Raw genomic sequence first — 22,012 nt, 5'->3', positions numbered from 1 at the left:
GTTCTGCTGATTCTTGCGCTGATCCTGTGGAGTTCTTGACGTTTTACCGCAGGCTCTCCATCCTGGTCGTATGACTTCACAGCACCCCGGCGTCGACACCCGCGCCGTGCACGCGGGCCGCGCGGACCTGACCGCCCTCGGCGTCCACGTCCCCCCGATCGACCTGTCCAGCACCTACCCGCTCCCGGACGTCGAGGCCGGCGGGGAGGCCTACGACCAGATGGCCGGCGGCGGGGAGCGGCTCGAGGGTCAGTCAGCCGTCTACCAGCGGCTGTGGAGCCCGGGCGTGGCCCGCTTCGAGGAGGCCCTCGCCGATCTCGAGGGCGGGGAGGCCGGGGTCGCCTTCGCCTCCGGGATGGCCGCGCTCAGTGCCGTCCTGCTGGCCTGCGTGGGGGCAGGAACCCCGCACGTGGTGGCGGTTCGCCCGCTCTACGGCGGCTCGGACCACCTGCTGGCGACGGGGCTGCTGGGCACCCGGGTGACCTGGACGGACGTCGACGGCATCGCGGACGCCCTCGAGCCGGACACCGGCCTGGTCGTCGTCGAGACCCCCGCCAACCCGACCCTGGACCTGGTCGACCTGCGCGCGGTGGCGCGGGCCGCCGGAGGGGTGCCGGTGCTGGTCGACAACACCTTCGCCACGCCGGTGCTGCAGCGCCCGCTGGAGCACGGCGCCACCATCGTGCTGCACTCGGTGACCAAGTTCCTGGCCGGCCACGGCGACGTGCTGGCCGGTGCGCTGGTCACCTCCGACGCCTGGGCCGAGCGGATCCGGCCGGTCCGCGCGGTCACCGGCGCGGTGCTGCACCCGCTGTCGGCATACCTGGCGCACCGCGGTCTGCAGACGCTCCCGCTGCGGGTCCGCTCGCAGCAGGAGAGCGCGCAGGTGATCGCCCGGTGGCTGGCCGGGAAGGCCGACGTGCAGCGGGTGCTCTACCCGGGCGCGCCGGGCTGCGACCCGGCCGGCCTGGTCGGCACCCAGATGTCCGGGCCCGGAGCGGTGCTGGCCCTGGACCTGGGCAGCTACCGCCGGGCCGCGGCGGTCGCCCGGTCCTGCCGCCTCGTCACGCACGCCGTCTCGCTCGGCGGCGTGGACTCGCTCGTCCAGCACCCGGCGGCGCTGACCCACCGCCCGGTGGCCGAGGACGCCCGGCCCGCCGCCGGCATCCTGCGGCTCTCGGTGGGACTGGAGACGCCGGAGGACATCATCGCCGACCTGGAGCAGGCGATCCTGGCCGCGAACGTCCTGGAGGACCAGCGGCAGGAGCACGACTCCCTGGTCTGAGCGCCCCTACGCCTTGGGGGTCGACGCCTTGGTGGCCGGCTTCTTCGCCGGTGCCTTCTTGGCGGGGGCCTTCTTGGCGGGAGCCTTGCGGGCGGGCTTCTTGCGCGTCGTCGGACCCTTGGCGCGCTTCTCGGCGATCAGCTCGAACGCCCGCTCCTCGGTGAGCTCCTCGGGCTCGTCGCCCCGGCGCAGCGTCGCGTTGGTCTCGCCGTCGGTGACGTAGGGCCCGAAGCGGCCGTCCTTGACGACGACCTTCTTGCCCGAGACCGGGTCCTCACCGAACTCGGCCAACGGCGGCTTGGCCGCACCGCGACCGCGCTGCTTGGGCTGGGCGTAGATCGCCAGCGCCTCCTCCAGGGTGATCGCGAAGATCTGCTCCTCACGCTCCAGCGAACGGCTGTCCGTGCCCTTCTTCAGGTAGGGCCCGTAGCGTCCGTTCTGCGCGGTGATCTCCACCCCTTCGGCGTCCGCACCGACCACCCGCGGCAGGGAGAGCAGGCTCAGGGCCGTGTCCAGGTCGATGGTGGCCAGGTCCATGCCCTGGAAGAGCGAGCCGGTGCGCGGCTTGGCCTTCGCCTTCTTCTTGGCGCCCTCCTCCGGCTCCTCGAGCACCTCGGTGACGTAGGGGCCGTAGCGACCGTTCCTGGCCACGATCTCGCGCCCCGTCTCCGGGTCGGTGCCCAGCACCCGACCGTCGTCGGCGGCAGCGGCCAGCAGCTCGTCCGCCTTCGCGGCGGTCATCTCGTCGGGGGCGATGTCGTCGGGGACGGTCGCCCGTCGGGGCTCCCCGTCCTCGTCGGCGACCTCCACGTAGGGGCCGTAACGACCGACCCGGACCAGGGTGCCGTCGGAGGTGCGGACGGCCGAGATGGCGCGGGCGTCGATCTCACCCAGGTCCTCGACCAGGTCCCGCAGACCCTCGGTCGAGGTCGCCTCGTCACCGAAGTAGAACCGCTGCAGCCAGGCCACCCGCTGCTGCTCCCCGCGGGCGATGGCGTCCAGGTCCTCCTCCATCGCGGCGGTGAAGTCGTAGTCGACCAGCCGGGGGAAGTGCCGTTCCAGCAGCTGGGTCACCGCGAAGGCGAGCCAGGTGGGGATCAGCGCCGAGCCACGGGTGCGCACGTAGCCGCGGTCCTGGACCGTGCTGACCGTCGCGGCGTAGGTCGACGGGCGGCCGATGCCGCGCTCCTCCAGCGCCTTGACCAGGGTGGCCTCGGTGTAGCGGGCGGGCGGGCTGGTCTGGTGACCCTGCGCCTCGGCCCGCAGGGTCTCCAGGGAGACCCCCTCGGAGAGCTTGGGAAGGCGCATACCCATCGCGCCGTCGTCGCCGTAGCGGCTCTCGTCGCGCCCCTCCTCGTAGGCGGCGAGGAAGCCGCGGAAGGTGATCACGGTGCCAGAAGCCGAGTACTCCGCGCTGGCGTAGCGGGTGCCCGCCGCGCTGGTCCCCTCGGGCAGCGTGGCGGTCAGCTTGACGCTGGCGGTCGAGCCCTTGGCGTCGGCCATCTGCGAGGCGACGGTCCGCTTCCAGATCAGCTCGTAGAGGGCGTACTCCTGGCCGCGGAGCTCACCGGCGACCTGGGCGGGGGTGCGGAAGCTGTCCCCTGCGGGACGGATCGCCTCGTGCGCCTCCTGCGCGTTCTTGGCCTTCTTGCCGTAGGCGCGGGGGGTCTCCGGCACGTAGTCGGCGCCGTACATGTCCCGGGCCTGGTTGCGGGCCGCCCCGACCGCCTCGCTCGACAGGCTGGTCGAGTCGGTCCGCATGTAGGTGATGTAGCCGTTCTCGTACAGCCGCTGCGCCGTGCGCATCGCGCTCTGGCTGTTCATCCGCAGCTTGCGGGAGGCCTCCTGCTGCAGGGTCGAGGTGGTGAACGGCGCCGAGGGGCGCCGGGTGTAGGGCCGCTCGGAGACCTCGCGCACCGCGACGTCGGCACCGCTGGTGCCCTCGGCGATCGCCTCGGCGGCCGCCGAGTCCAGCTGGACCGTGTTCTTCGTGCGCAGCGTGCCGTCGTCGGCGAAGTCCCGCCCGGACGCCACCTTGGCACCGTCCACCCCGGTGAGCTTGGCCTCGAAGGCCTGCCCGGTGTTGCCGTCCGGGGCGAACTCACCCTCGACGTCCCAGTAGGACGCGGTCCGGAAGGCCATCCGCTCGCGCTCCCGCTCGACCACCAGGCGGGTGGCGACGGACTGCACGCGCCCGGCGGACAGCCCCTGCTTGACCTTGCGCCACAGCACCGGGGACACCTCGTAGCCGAAGAGCCGGTCCAGCACCCGCCGCGTCTCCTGCGCGTCGACCAGGTCGGTGTCCAGCTCCCGCGTGTCGGCGACCGCGCGCTGGATCGCCTCCTTGGTGATCTCGTGGAAGACCATCCGGTGCACGGGCACCTTGGGCTTGAGCACCTCCAGCAGGTGCCAGGCGATGGCCTCCCCCTCGCGGTCCTCATCGGTGGCGAGATAGAGCTCGTCGACGTCCTTGAGAGCCCGCTTGAGCTCGGTGACCTTCTTCTTCTTGTCCGCGTCGACCACGTAGTAGGGGTCGAAGCCCTCGTCCACGTTGATCGCGAACCTGCCGTACGGGCCCTTCTTCATGTCGGCCGGCAGCTCGGAGGGGTTGGGCAGGTCCCGGATGTGACCGACGCTCGCGTCGACCCGGTAGTCCTTGCCCAGGTACTCACCGATCTTCTTCGCCTTGGCGGGTGACTCGACGATCACCAGCTTGTTGCCTGTTGCCACGGGACACGCTCCTTCGCCCTGTGTGCCGCGGATTCGTCGCGGCTCCTGACACGGGACCTCGGGCGTCACCGTAGCCCATCGCACCCGAACGACTACGCTGCGTCCTTATGACGCTGCCTCACCGAACCCGTACCAGGCGTGCCGCGCGGGGGCGCGGCGCCGCCGTGCTGCTGGCGCTCGGTGCGCTGGTGCTCGCCGGCTGCGACGACGGGGGCGAGGACGACGGCGCCTCCACCACCCAGGGGGAGGACGCGGCCGACCAGTCCGGTGGTGAGGTCGGCGACGGCTCCGGTGACGGGGAGGCCGCCACCGGCGACGCGGGAGACCCGGAGGACGCGGGCGACGGAGGGGACTCGAGTGATGGGCCGCCGACCGAGCCCGCCGACATCGAGGTGGTGGCCCAGGACGACCGTGAGGTCGAGCAGGGTGACGGGACGGTCGTCGCGACCGGGGCCCCGGTCGCGTTCACCAGCCCGACGGGCAACGTCTCCTGCGTGATGAGCACCACCAGCGCCACCTGCCAGGTGAGCGACAAGACCTACACCCCGCCGGGCGACCAGCTCGTGGGCTCCTCCCTGGGCGGGTGCACCGCCGAGGACGCGGACGCCCTGATCCTCACCGACCAGCAGGGCGCCTGGACCTGCCCGCCGGAGCCGCTGGCCCCGGTCGGGGCGCTCGACCAGGGCGGCTGGTGGGCTGCCGAGCTGGGGGGCGAGACGGTGGACGTCGACGGCGTCGAGGTCGCGGTGCTCCCCTACGGCCAGGAGCTGCAGCTCGGCCCGGTCAGCTGCTCCGCCGCCGAGGACGGCGTGTCCTGCGACAGCACCGAGCTGGGTCGGCAGTTCTCGCTGTCCCGGTCGGCCTACCGCTACGGCTGAGCCCGGCTCAGTGCAGCAGGCCGTCCGCCACCAGCTCGCGCAGCACCGGCAGCACGGCTGAGACCACCTGCGCTGACGGCTGCTCGGTGAGCACCGCCAGCCCGGAGCACAGCTGGCGCGCGGTGAGCTCGCCGTCGCAGGCACCCACGAGGCCCGCCGCCAGCGTGTCCAGGCGCACCGTGCGGCGCAGCCCGCCGCCCTGACGCAGCTGGATGACCTGCGGGTCGTCCGCCCCGGGGCGCCCCACCCGCTCCTCGGTGACGTCCGCGGCGACCTGCCAGGGGGTGTCGAGCAGCTCGTCGTCCGGATGCTCCGCCAGCCAGGTCCGGGCCCGCAGCCCGGCGAGGACGACCGGGCCCATCGGCCCGGCCACCGGGGTCGGCACGTGCTCGAGGTGGCGCCACGGCTCGCGTCCGGAGCCTGGCCGCTGGAGGGTGACCACCCCGAACCCGACCCTGTCCACACCACGCGCGGCGAAGTCGTCGAGCCACGCGGCATACAGCGCGTCGAAGCCGGGCGTCCCGGCCCGGTGACCGCCGTCGCGGGCCCAGGTCTCGGCATACTCCGCCACGTCCTGCACCTCACGCTGCACCACCCAGGCGTCCAGCCCGGTGCCCCGCAGCCAACCGTGGACGTGCCCGGACCAGTCCTCGCCCTCCACCAGCTCCCAGTTGGCGAGCAGCTGGGCGATCCCTCCGGGGCGGAGCTGGGCGGCGAGGTCCGCGACCAGGTCGGCGACCAGGGCGTCCCCCGCCCGACCGCCGTCTCGGTACTCGTACCGGGGGACGTCGTCGCGGCGCGGGGTGATGACGAAGGGCGGGTTGCTGACGATCAGGTCGAACTGCTCGCCGGACACCGGCTCGAGCAGGCTCCCGGCGCGCAGGTCCGCCTCGACCCCGTTCATCGCCAGCGTCACCCGGGCGAAGGCGAGCGCGCGCTCCGAGAGGTCGCTCGCGGTCCGGTACGTCGTGTGCCCGGCGAGGTGCAGCACCTGTACGCCGCAGCCGGTCCCGAGGTCGAGCGCCCGCTCCACCCGTGGCCGCGGGGTCCAGCCGGCCAGGGTGCTCGAGGCGCCGCCCACGCCGAGCACGTGCTCGGTGGACAGCGGCCCACCGGTGGCGATCTCGGAACGGTCGGAGACCACCCACCACATGTCCTGCTCGGTGCCGTAGGGACGCAGGTCGCAGGTGGCCCGCACGAGGTCATGGCCGGCGGTGCCCCCATCGGCCTCACCCGCGCCCTCGTCGTCCCGCTCGACGAGCCCGAGGCGGAGCAGGCCACGCGCCCCCGTGCGGGGGAGGGCGGCGTCCAGGTCCGGCACCGGGACGGCCTGCCCCAGCGGGAAGAGCCTGCACAGCAGCGCCGCGGAGCCCGCCCCGGGGCGGGCCGTCACGCGCAGGGCCGGCAGCGGCTGCTCGCGGTGCAGGGCCGCCGAGGCCACCGACCCGAGGGCCCGGGCCAGCCCGTCCACGGTGTAGTCGGCGTCGCCCAGGTCGGCCCGCAGGTCGGCGATCTCGGGCTCGAGGACGGTCGGCGGGGCCGGTGGACGGTCGGTGGGGCGTGGTGAGCTCACCGCGCCACCCTAGGGGGAGCGGGACCCTGCCCCCACCCCTCAGCGCTCGACGGCCGCGGCCGGCTCCGACTCACCGATGGCGATGTCACGACGCTTGGAGATGGTGACCGCCACCACGATGACCGCGGTGGCACCGAGCGCGATCCCCCACCGCGCGAGGTCGTTCGCGCCGTCGCCGTAGGTGAGGCCGATGATGGCCGGGGCGATGAGCAGCGCCACCAGGTTCATCACCTTCAGCAACGGGTTGATCGCCGGGCCGGCGGTGTCCTTGAACGGGTCGCCCACGGTGTCGCCGATGATCGTCGCCTCGTGCGCCGCGCTGCCCTTGCCGCCGAAGTGACCGTCCTCGACGATCTTCTTGGCGTTGTCCCAGGCGCCGCCGGCGTTGGCCAGGAAGACCGCCATCAGGACGCCGGTGCCGATGGCCCCCGCCAGGTAGCCGGCGAGCGCACCCACCCCGAGGCCGAAGCCGACGGCGATCGGGGCGAAGATCGCCAGCAGCCCGGGGGTGGCCAGCTCCCGCAGCGAGTCGCGGGTGCAGATGTCGACGACGCGGGCGTAGTCCGGCTTCTCGGAGTAGTCCATGATGCCCGGCTTCTCGCGGAACTGGCGGCGCACCTCGAAGACGATCGCACCGGCCGCGCGGGTGACCGCGTTGATCGCCAACCCGGAGAAGAGGAAGACGACGGCTCCGCCGATGAGCACCCCGACCAGGGCGCGGGGGTCGAACACCAGGAAGGAGCCCATGACGTCCGAGGTGGCCGCGGCGTCGGCGGCCTCCTCGAGCGCGTTCAGGATGGCGTCCAGGTAGGAACCGAAGAGCGCGGTCGCGGCCAGCACGGCGGTGGCGATGGCGATGCCCTTGGTGATCGCCTTGGTGGTGTTGCCCACCGCGTCCAGCTCGGTGAGGATCTGGGCGGCCTCGCCGTCCACGTCGCCGGACATCTCGGCGATGCCCTGGGCGTTGTCGGAGACCGGGCCGAAGGTGTCCATCGCCACGATCACGCCCACCGTGGTGAGCAGTCCGCAGCCGGCCAGCGCGACGTAGAACAGGGAGAGGATCAGGGCTCCACCGCCGAGGGTGAAGATCGCGAAGATGGCGGCGGCGATGGTGACCGCGGTGTAGACCGCCGACTCCAGCCCCACGCCGATCCCGGACAGCACCACGGTCGCCGGGCCGGTGAGCGAGGTGCGGGCCACGTCGTTGGTGGGCTTGGACTCGGTGCCGGTGAAGTACCCGGTGAGCCAGAGGATGAAGGCCGCCAGCACGATCCCGATCACCACCGACGCAGCGGCCCCCAGGGCCACGTTGACGTCCAGGGTGCCGACCCCGCCGAAGGCCTCCGCCATCTGCCCCCGGTCACCGAGCCCGTCCGCGACCTGCAGGCTCGTCGGCAGGAACACGAAGGCCGCTGCCACGGAGGCCACGGCGGCGATCGCGGCGGAGATGTAGAAGCTGCGGTTGATGGCGCTCAGGCCGCTCTCGTCGGCCCTGGCCTTGGTGATGAAGACGCCCAGGATGGCGGTGAGCACGCCGATCGCGGGGATCACCAGCGGGAAGACCAGGCCACCCTGCGACCCGAGCGCCGCGGTGCCGAGGATGAGCGCGGCGACCAGGGTGACGGCATACGACTCGAAGAGGTCGGCCGCCATCCCGGCGCAGTCTCCGACGTTGTCGCCCACGTTGTCGGCGATGGTGGCGGCGTTGCGCGGGTCGTCCTCGGGGATGCCGGCCTCGACCTTGCCGACCAGGTCGGCGCCCACGTCGGCCGCCTTGGTGAAGATGCCGCCACCGACGCGCATGAACATGGCCAGCAGCGCGGCACCGAAGCCGAAGCCCTCGAGGACCTTGGCGGCGTCACCCTCGTAGACGAGGACCACCAGGGCCGCGCCGAGCAGGCCCAGCCCGACGGTGGCCATCCCGACCGTGCCACCGGTCCGGAACGCGATCCGCATACCGTCGTCGCGCCCGGTCGTGCGGGCCGCCTCGGCGACCCGCATGTTGGCGGCCGTGGCAAGGTTCATCCCCAGCCAGCCGATGAAGCCGGAGAAGCCGGCGCCGAAGACGAAGGCGATCGAGCGACCCACCCGGACCGCCATGTCGTCGGCCGGCAGCGCCAGCAGCAGGAAGAAGGCGACCGCGGCGAACACCGCCAGGGTGCGGAACTGACGGGTCAGGTATGCCGACGCGCCCTCCTGGACGGCGCCGCCGATCTCCTGCATGGACGCGGTGCCGGGTGAGGCGGCGAGCACCTCCCGGCGGAACATGAAGCCCATGACCAGGGCGACGAGGGAGATGCAGAGCACCACGACGACGATCGAGGTGTCAGCGCCCGAGAGGGCTACCTCACTGGTGGCGGCGGCTGGAATCATGGGTGATCCTCCTGGGGTGTCCCGCGTCGTTGCGGGCGGACGGCGCGGTTGACCGCGGGTCGTCGATACGGATGTGGTCACTGTAGTGACGGGAATGCCGTGCGGCCAGCATCTCGCGGGATCGGTGTCCGCGCCGTTGCAGCGGCCACTGTCGGTGGTCCGGCGTAGCGTGGGTGAGCGATGAGCAGCCAGCCCGAGCAGAGCGCACCCGCGTCGCCGTTCGACCCGCACCGGGTCGTGGCCGAGCTGACGCGCGGCCAGCGGGCGGGGCGGCTCGCCCACCTGCGTACCCTCCCTGCGCGGGAGGGACGGACGGCGCCGTGGCCCGACTGGTGCGCCCCGGAGGTGAACGCCGCGTTGCTCGGCGAGGGGATCTCCGGCCTCTGGGAGCACCAGGTCGAGGTCGCCGAGCTGGCCCGCTCCGGTCGGCACGTGCTGGTCGCGACGGGGACCGCCTCGGGCAAGTCCTTGGGGTACCTGCTGCCCGTCCTCACCGCGCTGTGCGACGGCAGCCGGGCCGTCACCGGTCGCGGGGCAACCGCGCTCTACCTGGCGCCGACGAAGGCGCTGGGCGCGGACCAGGCGGCCCGGCTGCACGGCCTCGCCGTGCCGGGGGTGCGGGTGGCCACCCTGGACGGGGACACCCCCACCGACGAGCGCCGCTGGATCCGGGAGCACGCGCACTACGTGCTCACCAACCCCGACCTGCTGCACCACACCCTGCTGCCCGGGCACGAGCGGTGGGCGCCGTTCCTGCGGGCGCTGAGCTTCGTCGTGGTGGACGAGTGCCACGTGTACCGAGGGGTGTTCGGGGCGCACGTGTCGGCGGTGCTGCGTCGGCTGCTGCGGGTCGCCGCCCGCTACGGCGCCTCCCCCACCGTGGTGCTGGCCTCGGCGACGGTGGCCGAGCCGGAGGTGCTCGGCCGGGCCCTCATCGGCCAGGACGTGGTGCCGGTGACAGCCGACGCCTCACCGCGGCAGGAGGCGGTGGTGGCGTTGTGGGAGCCGCCGGAGAACGCGGACGGGAGCCGGCGCAGCGCCGGGGCCGAGACCGCCTCGCTGCTCGCCGAGCTGGTCGGCCTGGACGTGCAGACGGTGGCCTTCTGCCGGTCCCGGCAGGGGGTCGAGACGGTGGCCTCCCGGGCCCGGGAGGCGGTGCAGGCACAGGTCTCCGGGGGTCCCCGGATCGCGGCTTACCGGGGTGGCTACCTGCCCGAGGAGCGACGCGACCTGGAGGAGGCGCTGCGGGACCGCTCGGTCCTGGGCCTGGCCGCGACCAGTGCCTTGGAGCTGGGCATCGACATCGCCGGGCTGGACGCCGTCGTGATGGCGGGCTGGCCGGGGACCCGGGCGTCCTTCTGGCAGCAGGCAGGACGGGCCGGTCGTCGTGGTGCGCCATCGCTGGCGGTGCTGGTGGCGGCGGACGACCCGTTGGACGCCTACCTGACGGCACACCCGGAGCTGATCTTCGACGCCCCGGTGGAGACCTGTGTGCTGGACCCGGAGAACCCCTACGTGCTCGGGCCCCACCTGGCGGCGGCCGCGGCCGAGCTGCCGTTGACCACGCAGGACGAGCGCTGGTTCGGGCCGGGCGTGCAGGCGCTCGCCGAGCAGCTGGTGGTGGGCGGGGTGCTGCGGGCGCGTCCCACCGGCTGGTACTGGGCCCGGCCGGAGCGACCCAGCGACCACGTCCAGCTGCGCGGCGTCGGCCAGACGGTGCAGATCGTGGAGGCCCGCAGCGGCCGGGTCCTCGGCACGGTGGACGAGGCACGGGCCCTGTCCACCGTGCACGCGGGCGCGGTCTACGTGCACCAGGGGCAGCCGCACGTGGTGACCGAGCTCGACCTCGAGTCCGGGGTGGCCCTGGTGGTGGCCGGCGACCCCGGGTGGTCGACCCGCGCCCGCAGCGAGAGCACCTTCGCCATCCGTGAGTCGACCAGCACGCAGCGCTGGGGCTCCGCGACGCTGCGCACCGGCCGGGTGGAGGTGACGACCCGGATCCTGTCCTTCCAGCGACTGCTCCCGGACGGGACCGTGCTGGGCACCCACCCGCTGGACCTGCCGGAGCGCAGCCTGGTGACGCAGGCCGTCTGGTGGACACTGCCGCTGGAGGAGCTCGCGCTGGCCGGGGTGGGCGAGGACGAGGTGCCCGGTGCGCTGCACGCCGCCGAGCACGCCTCGATCGGGATGCTGCCGTTGCTGGCCACCTGCGACCGGTGGGACATCGGCGGGGTCTCGACGGCGTCGCACCCGGACACCGGGCTGCCCACGGTGATGGTCTACGACGGTCACCCCGGGGGCGCCGGGTTCTCCCGCAAGGCCTTCTCCGAGGCCGCCGTCTGGTTGGCCGCCACCCGGGACCTGGTGCAGTCCTGCGACTGCACCTCGGGGTGCCCGGGCTGCGTCCAGTCACCCAAGTGCGGCAGCGGCAACGACCCCCTCTTCAAGGCCGGCGCCGTGGCCGCCCTCGAGCATCTGCTCAGCGAACGGGACGTGCACCTGCCCACCGGGTGACCCGGGCGGTCGGCGACGTCGCCGGGGCGCACGCGCGGCACGCCCGACAGGCCTCCCCGACGGCCGTCGCTGCGCTAGGCTCGGGCCACGCCCACGCAGTGCTGCAGGCATCCCACCAGCGCAGATGCGTCTCGCACTTCGGAAAGGACCGTCATGGTCATCTTCGGCTTGATCCTCCTCCTGGTCGCCCTGGCCGTGGTCCTGTACATGTGGCTGGCCACCCGGGGCATGGACCCGGTGCAGATCACCTACGGCCCGCTCAACGTCGACATCACCCCGATCTGGCTCTTCGTGGTGGGGGGGATCACCCTGGCGGCGGCCACCTGCGGCATCTGGCTGCTGGCCGTCGGGACCCGTTCCAAGGCCCGTAAGGCCAAGGAGGTGCGTGAGCTGCGCCGGCAGGCCAAGGACTCCGGTCACGCCACCGGGACGGGCCGCGGCGGCAGCTCCCCCCGTGACACCGGCGCCACCACGACCACGGCACCGGGGGGGCGCGGCAACGACGGCCCGATCCTGCCGCGGTCCGGCGGCGGCACCACGACCGGTGGTGCGGCAGGCACGCCCGGCTCACGACCCACGGACGGCCAGAGCTCCCTCGACCTGGGCCGCTGAGCCGAGGTCCGCGGCCGCACCACCGGCGACGGCCTGGGCGGAGGCGGTCCACGGGGTACCCGGCACTGCGCGTTCCACGCTGACCCGGACCTCTCCCCAGGGATCGGACCCCCTGACATCGTGACGGCACCCGGTCAGCGTCGCCCCGTTGTCGCCGGCCACCGTGCGGGCGTGGGCGCAGGCCTGAGGTGCGCCGAAGCCCTCGACGATCCGGCCCATCCCGGCGAGCGCCGCGAGGTCCGCCGCCGTCCGTGCCTGCTGCCCGGCGACCAGGACGGACGCCAGCCACAGACCCGACACCATCATCGTGACCAGCCCGGCCACCACCCCCACCGCGAGCACCGTGGCCGAGCCTCGCTCTCGAGAGGGGTGGTGTGGCTGCACCCGCGGTGACCACGGCGGTCTCATGGGCCGGCCCCGGGCTCCCAGCTGGCGCTGGCGACACCGTTCGCCGCCGGCAGCCCCGGCAGGAACCGTCCTCGCGCCGGCGCCAGCACCCGCACCTGGACCCGACCGGGACCGTCCTCGACCAGCACGCGTGAGCCCTCCGGGGCACGAGCGGTGGCGAGCTCCCGGACCACGGCGGGGTCCTCGCCGCGGGACGCGGCACGTGCTGCGACGCGTGCCGCGTCCACGCAGCGGACCTGGTCCACGCCCAGGGCCAGCGCCGCGAGGCAGATCGCGAGCACCAGCAGGACCGAAGGGATCGTCACCGCCAGCTCGGCGCTCACCATCCCCCGGTCCTGGTGCCGGTGCCCGCGCCTGCTCACAACGAGACCGACAGCGCGGTGGTGATCACCGAGGTCACGACGCCCTGCACGCCGTCGGACCTCAGGATCACCAGCAGGACGGCGGCGAAGGCACAGGCCGCGATGGTGCCGACGGCATACTCCGCCGTGGTCATCCCGGCCTCGGGTCGCCGCCGCAGCGCCCGGACGGCGGTGCGCAGGTGGATGGTGCTCTTTCTCATGGGTCCCCTCCTTGTGGGTGGATGCGCCCCGGTCGGGGCGATCGTCGTGCACGGCCCACACTTCGCCCCGGGGTGCCGGTCCGCCAGGGTGGTCGGCGGATCTGTGGAGGACGGGGCCGTCCCGTGGAGGCTGTGGACGAACGCCCGGCTCCGGGCTCCGCTCACCAGGACAGGTCGCGGGTGAGGGCGAGCACCAGCGGGACCACGGTGGTCAGCACGAAGGCGGGCAGGAACGCCAGCCCCAGCGGCAGGACCAGCCGGACCCCGAGCCGGGCGGTGGCCACCTCCACCTCGGCCAGCGCGGCGCGACGCAGGTCCGTGGCCGCCTGCCGCAGCGAGGGCCCCGGCGAGACGCCGGCCTCAGCCGCCACCTCGAGGCACCGTCGGGCAGGTACCCAGGCCGCGCCCGCCCGGGTCCAGGCGTCGCTCGCGTCGGCCCCGGAGAGCAGGGCGAGGCCCACCTCGTCGAGCTCGGCGCCCACCTCGTCCGGCAGGGTGGCCGCGACGGCGCGCACCGCGCCACCGAGCGAGGCCCCACCCTGCAGCGCCAGCGCCAGCAGGTCGAGCGTCTCCGGGACCAGCGCCACCGGGGGCATCCCCGGCTCGGCACCCAGGGACCCCCTGCTGCGCGGCGTCCACGTCGAGGAGGGGACGCCCATCCACAGCAGCACGGACAGGGCGGCGCCCAGTCCGAGCAGGGTCGTCCAGCCGGCGTGGGTCACCTCAGGTCCCGCAGGACGCGGCCGACCACGGCCCGCACCAGCACCTGTCCGGCCAGCAGGAGCAGGGTGCCGAGGCCGGCGCTGGCCAGTGCCGGGGCGCTGCCGTAGAGGGTGGCCGGGCCCACCCCGAGCACGGCGGCGAGGAGCACACCGGCCAGGGGCAGCACCGTGAGCACGGAGGCGGTGGCACGCGCGCCGGCGGTCGCCGTGCTCACCGCACGCTCGAGCCGGAGGCGTTCGCGTGCCGTCGTCGCACTGACCCGCAGCGCGACCGACAGCGGCGCGCCGGTCAGGCCGGCGACCCTCCAGGCCCGGGCCACCGACCCCACGGCGGGGCTGCCGGTGGCCCGGGCCAGCCGGGCCCAGGCCGGGGCGAGGCCCTGACCGTCCCGCGACGCCAGGTCCAGCGCCGACCACGCCTCGTGCCCGGGACCGTGCATCGGTCGGTGGGTCAGGGCCAGGGAGACGGCCCGGGGCACCGGCAGCCCGGCCTCCAGCCCGGCCGACAGGTCGTCGAGCACGGCCAGCACGGACGCGTCCCGGTCTGCGTGGACCGACCGCGCGTCGGTCTCCTCGTCGACGACCGTCTGCCGCGACACCCGTGCCGGTCCCGGGAGCAGCAGCACCGACGAGGCGGCCACCAGGCCGAGCAGCAGCGCGGCCGTCAGCACGGGCGGGTCCGGGGACTCGGGTTCAGACCCAACCGGTCGGACAGCTCGGGCCATCCCGTCCCACGCACCCAGGTCGTCCCCTGCCGGGTGAGGGCCGGCACGCCGGACACCGCTCCGGAAGAGTCGCGCCTGAGGACGGCGAGCTCGCTCACCCGCCGGCCACCGACGTCACGGACGACGTGGACCACCAGCTGGATGGCGCTCGCGAGCTGGGTGTGGACGGCCTCGGCCGGCATCCCCGCCAGGGCGCCGAGCGCCTCGAAACGCGCCACGACGTCCGTCGTCGCGTTCGCGTGGACGGTGCCGCAGCCACCCTCGTGGCCGGTGTTGAGCGCGGTCAGCAGCTCCCGGACCTCCGCCCCGCGCACCTCCCCGACGACCACCCTGTCCGGGCGCATCCGCAGCGACTGGCGCACCAGGGTGGTCAGCGTCACCTCACCCCGCCCCTCCACGTTGTTGGTCCTGCCCTGCAGGTGCACCACGTGCGGGTGGTCGACGCGCAGCTCGCGCACGTCCTCGACCACGACCAGTCGTTCGGCGCCGGGGCACCGGGAGAGCAGGACCCCCAGGAGGGTCGTCTTGCCCGAGCCGGTGCCGCCGCTGACCACGAAGGACACCCGCGAGCGGACCACCGCCTCCAGCACCTCCGCCCCGGACCGGTCCACGGTCCCCCACCGGACCAGGTCCGCCAGGCTGGGCACCTGCCGACGTGGCACCCGCAGGCTGAGGTGGGCTCCCCCACCCACCAGCGGGGGTAGGACGGCGTGCAGCCGCAACCCGCCCGGGAGCTGTCCGTCGACCCACGGGCTGGACTCGTCGAGCCGTTGCCCGGCGAGCGCGGCCAGGCGGATCGCCAGCCGCCGCGCGCTGCGTTCGTCGGCGAGGGCCACCCCCGCGGGCTCGACCCCGGCCCCGCGGTCGCACCAGACCCCGGCCGCCCCGTTGACCAGGACGTCGGTGACAGCGGGGTCGTCGACCAGCAGCGCCAGCGGCCCCAGGGCGGCACGCAGGTCGTCGGAGCTGAACATCCCCGAGGCCTCCGACCCGGAGCCCGTGGTGTGGTCCATCCCGTGAGGCTGCCGCGGGCGCGCCGGCACCGCCAGGGTGTCGCCCGGATCTGTGGACGACCGGTCCGGCGCGGCCGGGGATGTGGACGACACCCGCACGGGCCGCAGGAAGGTCACCGCGGGCGTCAGCCCGCGGGAAAAAGGCACCGGGAAAGGGGACGGCCCCGGCGGGGGGGATGCCGGGGCCGTCGGTGCCCAAGATCAGGGGGGATGATCCTGGACACCCGCGCTCAACTCTTGCGAGGAGCGCTTCACCAAGTATGCCCGACCGGAGACGGCGAATGCAAGCTGTACCCGGCACGCCGCGCACCGGTAAGTTGCCCCGCCACGGCGGGGAATCCCGTGGCCCGGGGTCAGCCGGAGAGGGCTCCCCGACGGACGGCGTCGGCGACCTGCTGTCCGTGCGCCGCCGCCCGCTCCAGACCCTCGGCGCAGTGCAGCACCCAGAGCCGCACGCCGGCCGAGCCACCACCGGCATATGCGGCGAGCGCCCCCCGGTAGTCGGTGCCCCCACGGTCGGTGTGACCGGACTCGGTGACCGCGACCCCGGTCGGGTCGACCCCGGAGACCCGGATGACGACCCGTTCCAGGGCGCGGGCCACGACACCGTTCCCCGCGACGAACGGTCGGGCCACCGCGATCTCGGCATGGCAGACGGCGGCCACCACGGCGCCCGGCACCCGCCCGGAGGTGAGACCCCGCAGGAGCTCGTGGACGAGCTGCAGCCTCTCGAACGCCTCACCGGCGTCCGGCGCCGCACCGAGCACCTCCTCGCCGGTGGTGCCCTCGCCCGCCGACCGCGGGCGTCCCACCTGGTGCTCCGGGAGCATCCCGGCGGTGGCGGCGGTGTGCAGGGCGGCGATCAGCTGCGCCGGAGCCGCGAGCTGGGCGGGACCGACGCCCTCGGTGGCCGCGGTCGCCCGGACGGCGCCGCCGAGAGCGAGCCAGACCGGGTCCTCGGGTCGGGAGGACCAGGGCACCGCCCCCCGCATCAGGTCACGCACCAGGTCGACGCTGCCCTCCGAGCCGGCCGGCTCGGCGCCCTCCAGGAGCGCGGACGCGGTCGCCCCCCGCACCCGCGACTCGGCGGCCGCCTGGGGGATGCGCCGCCGCAGCCCCTCGTGCCAGCGCAGCTCGGTGCACGCCTGCCGCGCCCGCTCGACCGCCTCCGGGACGTCCGGCAGGGCGGCCAGCGCGGCCACCGCCGCCTCGGTCCTGGAGATCATCTGCGCAACCCTATGCGGAGGTCACGACTCATCCGCCTCACCCCTGGGGACCACCCACCTCACCCCTAGGGGTGTTCAACCCCGAAGTCTTTAACAAACCTTTGCCCAAAGGGGGTCGGCGGGCCCTCCGAGCGGTGGCAGACTGACAGACATCGACGCAGGTGGCCCCCCTCCCGAGGGCGTGGCCCCACCGGCTGTCACGGGACCGGTTGTCGACATGGTGCCTGCTCGGCACTGAACAGGGGGTGCCGAGCAGGCACCATGGCTCTGCCCGGACCTCGCCCGGGTCGTCCTGCCGCCGCGACGGGGCCGTGCGCGCTGCGACCCCCTCGGTCGGGCGATAGCATGCGGTCATGGCAACTCCCACGGACACCGCTGACCAGACGCCCTCCCCGGGCGACCGCCGCTCCCTCGGTCAGCTCGTCTCGGACGTCTCCCTCGACGTCTCCCAGATCATGCGCGGGGAGATCGAGCTGGCCAAGGCCGAGATCAAGCAGGACGTCACGCACGCCGGCAAGGGTGCAGGCATGTTCGCCGGCGCGGCGGTCTTCGGCCTCTTCGGCTTCGGGCTGCTCCTGCTCGGGCTGGCCGGGGTCATCGCGATCTGGCTGAGCTGGTGGGCAGGTCTGCTCATCGTCGCCGGGGTCCTGTTCCTGGTCGCCGGCATCCTGGCGCTGGTCGGCAAGGGGCAGGTCACCAAGGTCAAGGGCAAGCCCAACCGCGCCATCGCGCAGGGCAAGGAGACCGTGGAGGCGGTCAAGACCTCCGCCAAGGCCCCGCACGCCGCCGCCGCGCTCGACCGCTGACCGACTCACGCCCGAGGGCGTAGGTCAGGAGATCTCGCGGGTGGGCGCGTCCGGCCACCCGACACCGACGCCCGCCAGGTCGAGCACCCGGTCCAGCACCCCCGCGGTGAACCCCCAGACGAGCAGCCCCTCGACATCCCAGGCGGGGCCGACGAAGCCGCTCGGGTGCCGCACCCAGAAGCGCTCACGCGGGTCGACGAGGCGCCGCACCTCCGGTTGCACCACCCGGGCGACCTCCCGCTCGTCCTTGGCCCAGAGGGTGCCCGGGGCCGGCTCCCGCCACCAGGCCAGGACGGGCGTGACGTCATAGCCGGAGACCGGGATGTGCAGCGTCGGCAGGGCTCCCAGCACCTGCACGGTGGCGGGGTCGAGGTCCACCTCCTCCCAGGCCTCGCGCAGCGCCGTCCCGGCGACGTCCACGTCACCGGCCTCCACCCCTCCTCCGGGGAACGCGGGTTGGCCGGCGTGCGAACGCATCCGGTGCGCCCGTTCGGTGATCACCACCGTGGTGGCCTCCGGGTCGTCCGGCTCGTCGACCCCGGGGGCGAACAGCACCAGCACGGCCGACTGCCTCCTGCCTCCCTCCGGCGGTGGCAGGAACCGGCTGAACCGTTCGCCGGGCAGGTCGGGGACCTTCCCGGCAAGGTCGGTCAGCCACCCCGGCGCAGGGTATGCCCGCACGGCCGGGGTCAGGCCCGCGGCCCGGTGCGCACGAGCGCGGCAGCCTTGGTCGGGTCGGTCTCCCCCGCACCGTAGGCGGGGCACTGGCGAGCGACCGGGCAGGCCCCGCAGGCGGGACGGCGGGCGTGGCAGGTGCGTCGCCCGTGGAAGATCAGCGTGTGCGACAGCGTGGTCCACTCCCGGCGGGGGAAGAGGGCCCCGACGGCGTGCTCGACCTTGACCGGGTCCTCCTCCTCGGTCCAGCCGAACCGGCGGACCAGCCGGCCCAGGTGGGTGTCCACGGTGACGCCCGGCACCCCGAAGGCGTCGCCGAGGACGACGTTGGCGGTCTTGCGCCCCACCCCGGGGAGCGTGACCAGGTCCTGGAGACGGCCCGGCACCTCACCGTCGAAGCGCTCCACCAGTGCCGCCCCGAGGCGCAGCAGCGACTCGGACTTGGCACGGAAGAAGCCGGTCGGCTGGATCAGCGTCTCGAGGTCGGCGCGGTCGGCAGCAGCGAGCGCCGTGGCGTCCGGGTACCGGGCGAACAGGGCCGGGGTGACCCCGTTCACCCGGACGTCCGTGGTCTGCGCCGAGAGCACCGTGGCCACCAGCAGCTGGAAGGGGTCGGCGAAGTCAAGCTCGCAGTGCGCGTCCGGGTACCGCTCCCCCAGCGCCCGGTACATCCGTCGCGCCCTGCGGGTGAGCGACAGCGGGCTCTCCCCGGTCGGGGTCGCCGGGCCCGACGTGTCGTCCGGACCGGCGCTCGACCCCGCTGCTGTGCTCACCCGGCCAGCGTAGACGTGACCACCGACACACTGCTCCGCCCGGTCCCGGTCGGCTCGTGACAGGATGAGCCGGTGGACCGTCACATCGTCATGAGAGCACCGTTGTTCGCCGCCCTCGACGAGGAGACGGCGTGGCGACTCATGGACTCGATGTCGCCGCACCAGCTCTCCCGCGGGGACGTCGTCTTCGACGAGGGGGACCCGGGGGACTCGCTCTACGTGATCACCTCCGGCAAGGTGAAGCTGGCCCGCACCTCCGGTGACGGTCGAGAGAGCCTGCTGTCCGTGCTGGGCCCCGGGGAGATGTTCGGCGAGCTCAGCCTGTTCGACCCCGGCCCCCGCCTGACGACGGCCTACGTCGTCTCCGACACCGAGTTCATCGCCCTGGGCAACGAGGCGCTGCGCGACTTCCTCACCGATCACCCCGAGGTGGCGATGCGGATGCTGGCCGGCCTGGCCCGACGTCTGCGCCGCAGCAACGAGGGCATCTCCGACCTGGTGTTCACCGACGTCCCGGGCAGGGTCGCGAAGGCGCTGCTGGACCTGTCCGACCGATTCGGCAAGCGCACCGAGACCGGGCTGCTCGTGGCCCACGACCTCACCCAGGAGGAGCTGGCCCAGCTGGTCGGCGCCAGCCGGGAGACGGTGAACAAGGCGTTGGCCGACTTCGCGCACCGCGGCTGGATCACCCTGGGCGCCAAGTCGGTGACCCTGCTGGACCTGGACCGGCTGAAGCGCCGCGCCCGCTGACCCGCTGAGTCAGTGGGCGATCTCGCCCAGGTAGTCGAGCTGGGCGAGCACCGAGAGCCGGGCTGCCGGCCACACCGCCCGCGGGGTGTCGGCATACACCTGCTCCACCACCCGGTCGGCGAGGTCGGCACCGCCGGCATCGTCGTCGGTGCCACCGGCGTGCCCCTCACTGCCGCGCAGGGCGTCCACCGCCGCCCGCACCTGCTCCAGCCGCTGGTGGCGGTGCCGCCAGTAGTGCTCGACCACCCCGGCCGCGTCCGGGACCACCGGGCCGTGGCCGGGCGCGATGCTGGTCGCGGCGCCGGACCCGGTCAGGTCCCGCAGCCGGTCCAGCGACTCCAGGTAGGAGGTGAGGTCACCGTCCGGGTAGGCCACCACGGTGGTCCCCCGCCCGAGCACGGTGTCCCCGCTGAGCAGCACCTGCTCCGCCGGGAGCAGGAAGGACAACGAGTCGGCGGTATGCCCCGGCGTCGGCACCACCAGGAGCTCCAGACCTCCCACCCGCAGCTGCTCGCCCGCGGTGAGGTCGTCGTGGCCGGTGCCGCAGCGCCGGACCGGGGCGCCGGTCAGCTCGGCCCAACGACCCGCCGACTCGGCATGGTCGGCGTGCCCGTGGGTGAGCAGGGTGAGCGCCACCCGCGCGTCCTCCCCGGCCACCCGGGCCAGCACCGCCTGCAGGTGCCCCTCCTGCAGCGGCCCGGGGTCCACCACGACCACCTCGCTGCTGCCGGGTTCGCGGAGCACCCAGGTGTTCGTCCCCTCGAGGGTCATCGGAGAGGGGTTCGGGCAGAGCACCGCATGCGTGCGTCGCCCCCACGGGCCTCCCTGCCAGCCCGGGTCGGCGGGACCGGCGGACCTCATCCCGGCGTCCCGGCGGTGGTGCGCATCCAGACGCGGCCGCCGTGCTCGACGGGCTCCGGGAGCACAGCGGCGACCTCGACGCGGGTGGTCAGCCAGGCATCCAGATCCTCGACCCCGACCAGCTGCTCGACCATCACACGGGTCGGGGGCAGCACCAGCTCCGTGCCGTCGTCATGCGCGCGCAGCACCTGCCCGGGTCGCCACCAGCCGGCCACCTCGGCCTCGGTGCTGGCGTCGTCGGCGACCTGGCCGGGTGGGATGCGGGCCGCGAAGAAGCGGGTGTCGTAGCGCCGGGGCTCGCACTCCGGGGTGACCCAGTGCCCGCGAAGGGCGAGCAGGTCGCTGCGCAGCACCAGGCTGCGGCGGGCCAGCATCTGGGCGAAGCTCTGCGAGCGGTCCAGCAGGCGAGCCCGCTCCAGGCCCCAGCCCGGGTCGCTCAGGTCGGCCACCACCTGCTCCGGCCCTGCTCCGGCCAGCAGCACCCCGCACTCCTCGAAGACCTCGCGCGCGGCGGCCGTGACAAGCTCCCGGGCGGTCCGCTCGTCGGTCTGCAGGCGCCGGGCCCACTCCTGGGGCGCCGGGCCGGCCCAGCGCACGTCCTCGTCGCCGTCCCGGGGGTCCACCCCGCCCCCGGGGAAGGCGAGCATCCCGGCGGCGAAGGCCATCCCGGCGGCCCGTCGCAGCACGAAGACCTCCAGCTGCGGCTCGTCGCGCAGCACCAGGACGGTGGCGGAGGCACGGGGCGGCACCACGGGGCGCTCGGCCGGAGGCAGCGCGAGCCAGTCGCGCGCCTGCCCGGCGGTCGTCCCGGGCACCGTGAAGTCCCGGTATGCCGCCGCCCCGGCGGCGTCGGCGTCGGCGTCGTCGGCTGCCGCCATCTCAGTCCCGGACGGCGACCGTGATCTCGACCTCGACGGGGGCGTCCAGCGGCAGCACCGCGACCCCCACCGCGGAGCGGGCGTGCACGCCGGCCTCGCCGAACGCCCTCCCGAGCAGCTCGGACGCCCCGTTGACCACGCCGGGCTGACCGGTGAAGGACGGGTCGCTGGCGACGAAGCCGAGGACCTTGACCACCCGGACGACCCGGTCCAGGTCACCGACCACGGACTTCACCGCCGCGATGGCGTTGAGCGCGCATACCTCGGCCAGCCGGGTGGCCTCCTCCGGGGAGACCAGGCCCGGGCCCTCGCCGACCTTGCCAGTGGTCTCCAGCCGGCCGTCCACGAAGGGCACCTGGCCCGAGCTGAAGACGAGGTCGCCGTGCTGCACCACCGGCACGTAGGCCGCCACCGGGGCGGCGACCTCCGGGACGGTATGGCCCAGCTCGGCCAGCCGGTCCTCCACGGCCCCCATGCTCAGGCGCCCTTGGGACGCTTCATATAGGCCACCAGGTTGGACCCGTCGCCGGGTCCGGGCACCACCTGGACCAGCTCCCAGCCGTCCTCGCCCCACTGGTCGAGGATCTGCTTGGTGGCATGGATCATGAGCGGAACGGTCGCGTACTCCCACTGATGCACGGTCATGCA

The 22,012-nt window shown here is 74.0% G+C and carries 22 protein-coding genes; 6 read left to right on the top strand and 16 right to left on the bottom strand.

The window, feature by feature from the left end; genetic code table 11:
• The first annotated feature begins 70 nt into the window (after positions 1-70).
• Positions 71-1,285: a trans-sulfuration enzyme family protein gene (locus ACI3EY_RS03160; RefSeq protein ID WP_405039390.1), complete on the top strand. Its 1,215-nt coding sequence runs from the start codon at positions 71-73 to the stop codon at positions 1,283-1,285.
• Positions 1,286-1,291: 6 nt separating this feature from the next.
• Here the strand turns inward: ACI3EY_RS03160 and topA are convergent, their stop codons facing one another.
• On the bottom strand, positions 1,292-4,015 hold the full coding sequence (gene topA / locus ACI3EY_RS03155) for a type I DNA topoisomerase (RefSeq protein WP_405039389.1): 2,724 nt from the start codon (positions 4,013-4,015) through the stop codon (positions 1,292-1,294).
• Positions 4,016-4,122: 107 nt separating this feature from the next.
• Between topA and ACI3EY_RS03150 the strand changes: the two genes are divergently transcribed.
• Complete coding sequence (locus ACI3EY_RS03150) at positions 4,123-4,893, top strand: hypothetical protein (RefSeq protein ID WP_405039388.1); 771 nt, start codon at positions 4,123-4,125, stop codon at positions 4,891-4,893.
• Between the two features lie 7 nt (positions 4,894-4,900).
• On the opposite strand, the gene ACI3EY_RS03145 is transcribed toward ACI3EY_RS03150, so the two are convergent.
• Positions 4,901-6,466 (bottom strand): DUF7059 domain-containing protein, encoded by a 1,566-nt coding sequence (locus tag ACI3EY_RS03145; RefSeq protein WP_405039387.1) that lies wholly within the window; start codon positions 6,464-6,466, stop codon positions 4,901-4,903.
• Between the two features lie 39 nt (positions 6,467-6,505).
• Positions 6,506-8,839, bottom strand: coding sequence for a sodium-translocating pyrophosphatase (locus ACI3EY_RS03140; RefSeq protein ID WP_405039386.1), 2,334 nt, complete (start codon positions 8,837-8,839; stop codon positions 6,506-6,508).
• 180 nt (positions 8,840-9,019) lie between these two features.
• On the opposite strand from ACI3EY_RS03140, the gene ACI3EY_RS03135 reads away from it, so the two are divergent.
• Positions 9,020-11,353, top strand: a complete 2,334-nt coding sequence (locus ACI3EY_RS03135; protein WP_405039385.1) for a DEAD/DEAH box helicase — start codon at positions 9,020-9,022, stop codon at positions 11,351-11,353.
• 153 nt (positions 11,354-11,506) lie between these two features.
• Positions 11,507-11,965, top strand: coding sequence for a hypothetical protein (locus ACI3EY_RS03130; RefSeq protein WP_405035669.1), 459 nt, complete (start codon positions 11,507-11,509; stop codon positions 11,963-11,965).
• Here the strand turns inward: ACI3EY_RS03130 and ACI3EY_RS03125 are convergent.
• The 7 genes from ACI3EY_RS03125 to ACI3EY_RS03095 form a co-directional block, all read right to left on the bottom strand.
• Complete coding sequence (locus tag ACI3EY_RS03125) at positions 11,921-12,373, bottom strand: Rv3654c family TadE-like protein (protein ID WP_405039384.1); 453 nt, start codon at positions 12,371-12,373, stop codon at positions 11,921-11,923. The genes ACI3EY_RS03130 and ACI3EY_RS03125 overlap by 45 nt on opposite strands.
• On the bottom strand, positions 12,370-12,735 hold the full coding sequence (locus ACI3EY_RS03120) for a TadE family type IV pilus minor pilin (RefSeq protein WP_405035667.1): 366 nt from the start codon (positions 12,733-12,735) through the stop codon (positions 12,370-12,372). Before ACI3EY_RS03120 ends, ACI3EY_RS03125 begins: the two co-directional genes overlap by 4 nt.
• Positions 12,732-12,935, bottom strand: a complete 204-nt coding sequence (locus tag ACI3EY_RS03115) for a DUF4244 domain-containing protein (RefSeq protein WP_405035666.1) — start codon at positions 12,933-12,935, stop codon at positions 12,732-12,734. Before ACI3EY_RS03115 ends, ACI3EY_RS03120 begins: the two co-directional genes overlap by 4 nt.
• A 161-nt stretch (positions 12,936-13,096) precedes the next feature.
• On the bottom strand, positions 13,097-13,657 hold the full coding sequence (locus ACI3EY_RS03110; protein ID WP_405039383.1) for a type II secretion system F family protein: 561 nt from the start codon (positions 13,655-13,657) through the stop codon (positions 13,097-13,099).
• Complete coding sequence (locus tag ACI3EY_RS03105; protein ID WP_405039382.1) at positions 13,654-14,328, bottom strand: type II secretion system F family protein; 675 nt, start codon at positions 14,326-14,328, stop codon at positions 13,654-13,656. Before ACI3EY_RS03105 ends, ACI3EY_RS03110 begins: the two co-directional genes overlap by 4 nt.
• Positions 14,322-15,395, bottom strand: a complete 1,074-nt coding sequence (locus ACI3EY_RS03100; RefSeq protein ID WP_405039381.1) for a TadA family conjugal transfer-associated ATPase — start codon at positions 15,393-15,395, stop codon at positions 14,322-14,324. Before ACI3EY_RS03100 ends, ACI3EY_RS03105 begins: the two co-directional genes overlap by 7 nt.
• A 353-nt stretch (positions 15,396-15,748) precedes the next feature.
• Entirely contained in the window at positions 15,749-16,621 is an 873-nt protein-coding gene (locus tag ACI3EY_RS03095) for a Fic family protein (RefSeq protein ID WP_405039380.1), read from the bottom strand.
• Between the two features lie 353 nt (positions 16,622-16,974).
• Between ACI3EY_RS03095 and ACI3EY_RS03090 the strand changes: the two genes are divergently transcribed.
• Entirely contained in the window at positions 16,975-17,427 is a 453-nt protein-coding gene (locus tag ACI3EY_RS03090) for a phage holin family protein (RefSeq protein ID WP_405035661.1), read from the top strand.
• Between the two features lie 24 nt (positions 17,428-17,451).
• Here the strand turns inward: ACI3EY_RS03090 and ACI3EY_RS03085 are convergent, their stop codons facing one another.
• The gene (locus ACI3EY_RS03085) at positions 17,452-17,988 is read right to left on the bottom strand and encodes an NUDIX hydrolase (RefSeq protein ID WP_405035660.1); all 537 of its coding nucleotides are present in this window, start codon (positions 17,986-17,988) and stop codon (positions 17,452-17,454) included.
• 128 nt (positions 17,989-18,116) lie between these two features.
• On the bottom strand, positions 18,117-18,773 hold the full coding sequence (nth, locus tag ACI3EY_RS03080) for an endonuclease III (protein ID WP_405039547.1): 657 nt from the start codon (positions 18,771-18,773) through the stop codon (positions 18,117-18,119).
• Between the two features lie 174 nt (positions 18,774-18,947).
• Here nth and ACI3EY_RS03075 point away from each other — a divergent pair, with 174 nt between their 5' ends.
• A complete protein-coding gene (locus ACI3EY_RS03075) occupies positions 18,948-19,625 on the top strand; it encodes a Crp/Fnr family transcriptional regulator (protein WP_405035659.1) in 678 nt (225 codons plus the stop codon).
• 9 nt (positions 19,626-19,634) lie between these two features.
• Here the strand turns inward: ACI3EY_RS03075 and ACI3EY_RS03070 are convergent, their stop codons facing one another.
• From ACI3EY_RS03070 to ACI3EY_RS03055, 4 genes are read right to left on the bottom strand one after another with little or no spacing between them, the layout of a single operon-like run.
• A complete protein-coding gene (locus tag ACI3EY_RS03070; protein WP_405039379.1) occupies positions 19,635-20,486 on the bottom strand; it encodes an MBL fold metallo-hydrolase in 852 nt (283 codons plus the stop codon).
• Complete coding sequence (locus tag ACI3EY_RS03065) at positions 20,483-21,364, bottom strand: NUDIX hydrolase (RefSeq protein WP_405039378.1); 882 nt, start codon at positions 21,362-21,364, stop codon at positions 20,483-20,485. The genes ACI3EY_RS03070 and ACI3EY_RS03065 overlap by 4 nt, the downstream gene beginning before the upstream one ends.
• 1 nt (position 21,365) lies before the next feature.
• Positions 21,366-21,839 carry a RidA family protein gene (locus ACI3EY_RS03060; protein ID WP_405039377.1) on the bottom strand — a complete coding sequence of 158 codons (474 nt, stop codon included), beginning with the start codon at positions 21,837-21,839 and terminating at the stop codon, positions 21,366-21,368.
• A 2-nt stretch (positions 21,840-21,841) separates the two neighbouring features.
• Complete coding sequence (locus tag ACI3EY_RS03055) at positions 21,842-22,003, bottom strand: DUF4177 domain-containing protein (RefSeq protein ID WP_405035863.1); 162 nt, start codon at positions 22,001-22,003, stop codon at positions 21,842-21,844.
• Between the last annotated feature and the right edge of the window lie 9 nt (positions 22,004-22,012).

The sequence above is a fragment of the Serinicoccus shuyuelongi genome, from assembly GCF_045032955.1.
GTDB lineage: Bacteria > Actinomycetota > Actinomycetes > Actinomycetales > Dermatophilaceae > Ornithinicoccus.
This window is presented reverse-complemented; position numbering and strand designations above follow the sequence as displayed.

Excerpts from the sequence above, each read along its gene's own strand:
- ACI3EY_RS03160 (WP_405039390.1), top strand. The coding sequence starts at position 71 with ATGACTTCACAGCACCCCGGCGTCGACACCCGCGCCGTGCACGCGGGC.
- ACI3EY_RS03150 (WP_405039388.1), top strand. The coding sequence starts at position 4,123 with ATGACGCTGCCTCACCGAACCCGTACCAGGCGTGCCGCGCGGGGGCGC.
- ACI3EY_RS03140 (WP_405039386.1), bottom strand. The coding sequence starts at position 8,839 with ATGATTCCAGCCGCCGCCACCAGTGAGGTAGCCCTCTCGGGCGCTGAC.
- ACI3EY_RS03135 (WP_405039385.1), top strand. The coding sequence starts at position 9,020 with ATGAGCAGCCAGCCCGAGCAGAGCGCACCCGCGTCGCCGTTCGACCCG.
- ACI3EY_RS03130 (WP_405035669.1), top strand. The coding sequence starts at position 11,507 with ATGGTCATCTTCGGCTTGATCCTCCTCCTGGTCGCCCTGGCCGTGGTC.
- ACI3EY_RS03125 (WP_405039384.1), bottom strand. The coding sequence starts at position 12,373 with ATGAGACCGCCGTGGTCACCGCGGGTGCAGCCACACCACCCCTCTCGA.
- ACI3EY_RS03115 (WP_405035666.1), bottom strand. The coding sequence starts at position 12,935 with ATGAGAAAGAGCACCATCCACCTGCGCACCGCCGTCCGGGCGCTGCGG.
- ACI3EY_RS03100 (WP_405039381.1), bottom strand. The coding sequence starts at position 15,395 with ATGGACCACACCACGGGCTCCGGGTCGGAGGCCTCGGGGATGTTCAGC.
- ACI3EY_RS03095 (WP_405039380.1), bottom strand. The coding sequence starts at position 16,621 with ATGATCTCCAGGACCGAGGCGGCGGTGGCCGCGCTGGCCGCCCTGCCG.
- ACI3EY_RS03090 (WP_405035661.1), top strand. The coding sequence starts at position 16,975 with ATGGCAACTCCCACGGACACCGCTGACCAGACGCCCTCCCCGGGCGAC.
- nth (WP_405039547.1), bottom strand. The coding sequence starts at position 18,773 with ATGTACCGGGCGCTGGGGGAGCGGTACCCGGACGCGCACTGCGAGCTT.
- ACI3EY_RS03070 (WP_405039379.1), bottom strand. The coding sequence starts at position 20,486 with ATGAGGTCCGCCGGTCCCGCCGACCCGGGCTGGCAGGGAGGCCCGTGG.
- ACI3EY_RS03065 (WP_405039378.1), bottom strand. The coding sequence starts at position 21,364 with ATGGCGGCAGCCGACGACGCCGACGCCGACGCCGCCGGGGCGGCGGCA.
- ACI3EY_RS03060 (WP_405039377.1), bottom strand. The coding sequence starts at position 21,839 with ATGGGGGCCGTGGAGGACCGGCTGGCCGAGCTGGGCCATACCGTCCCG.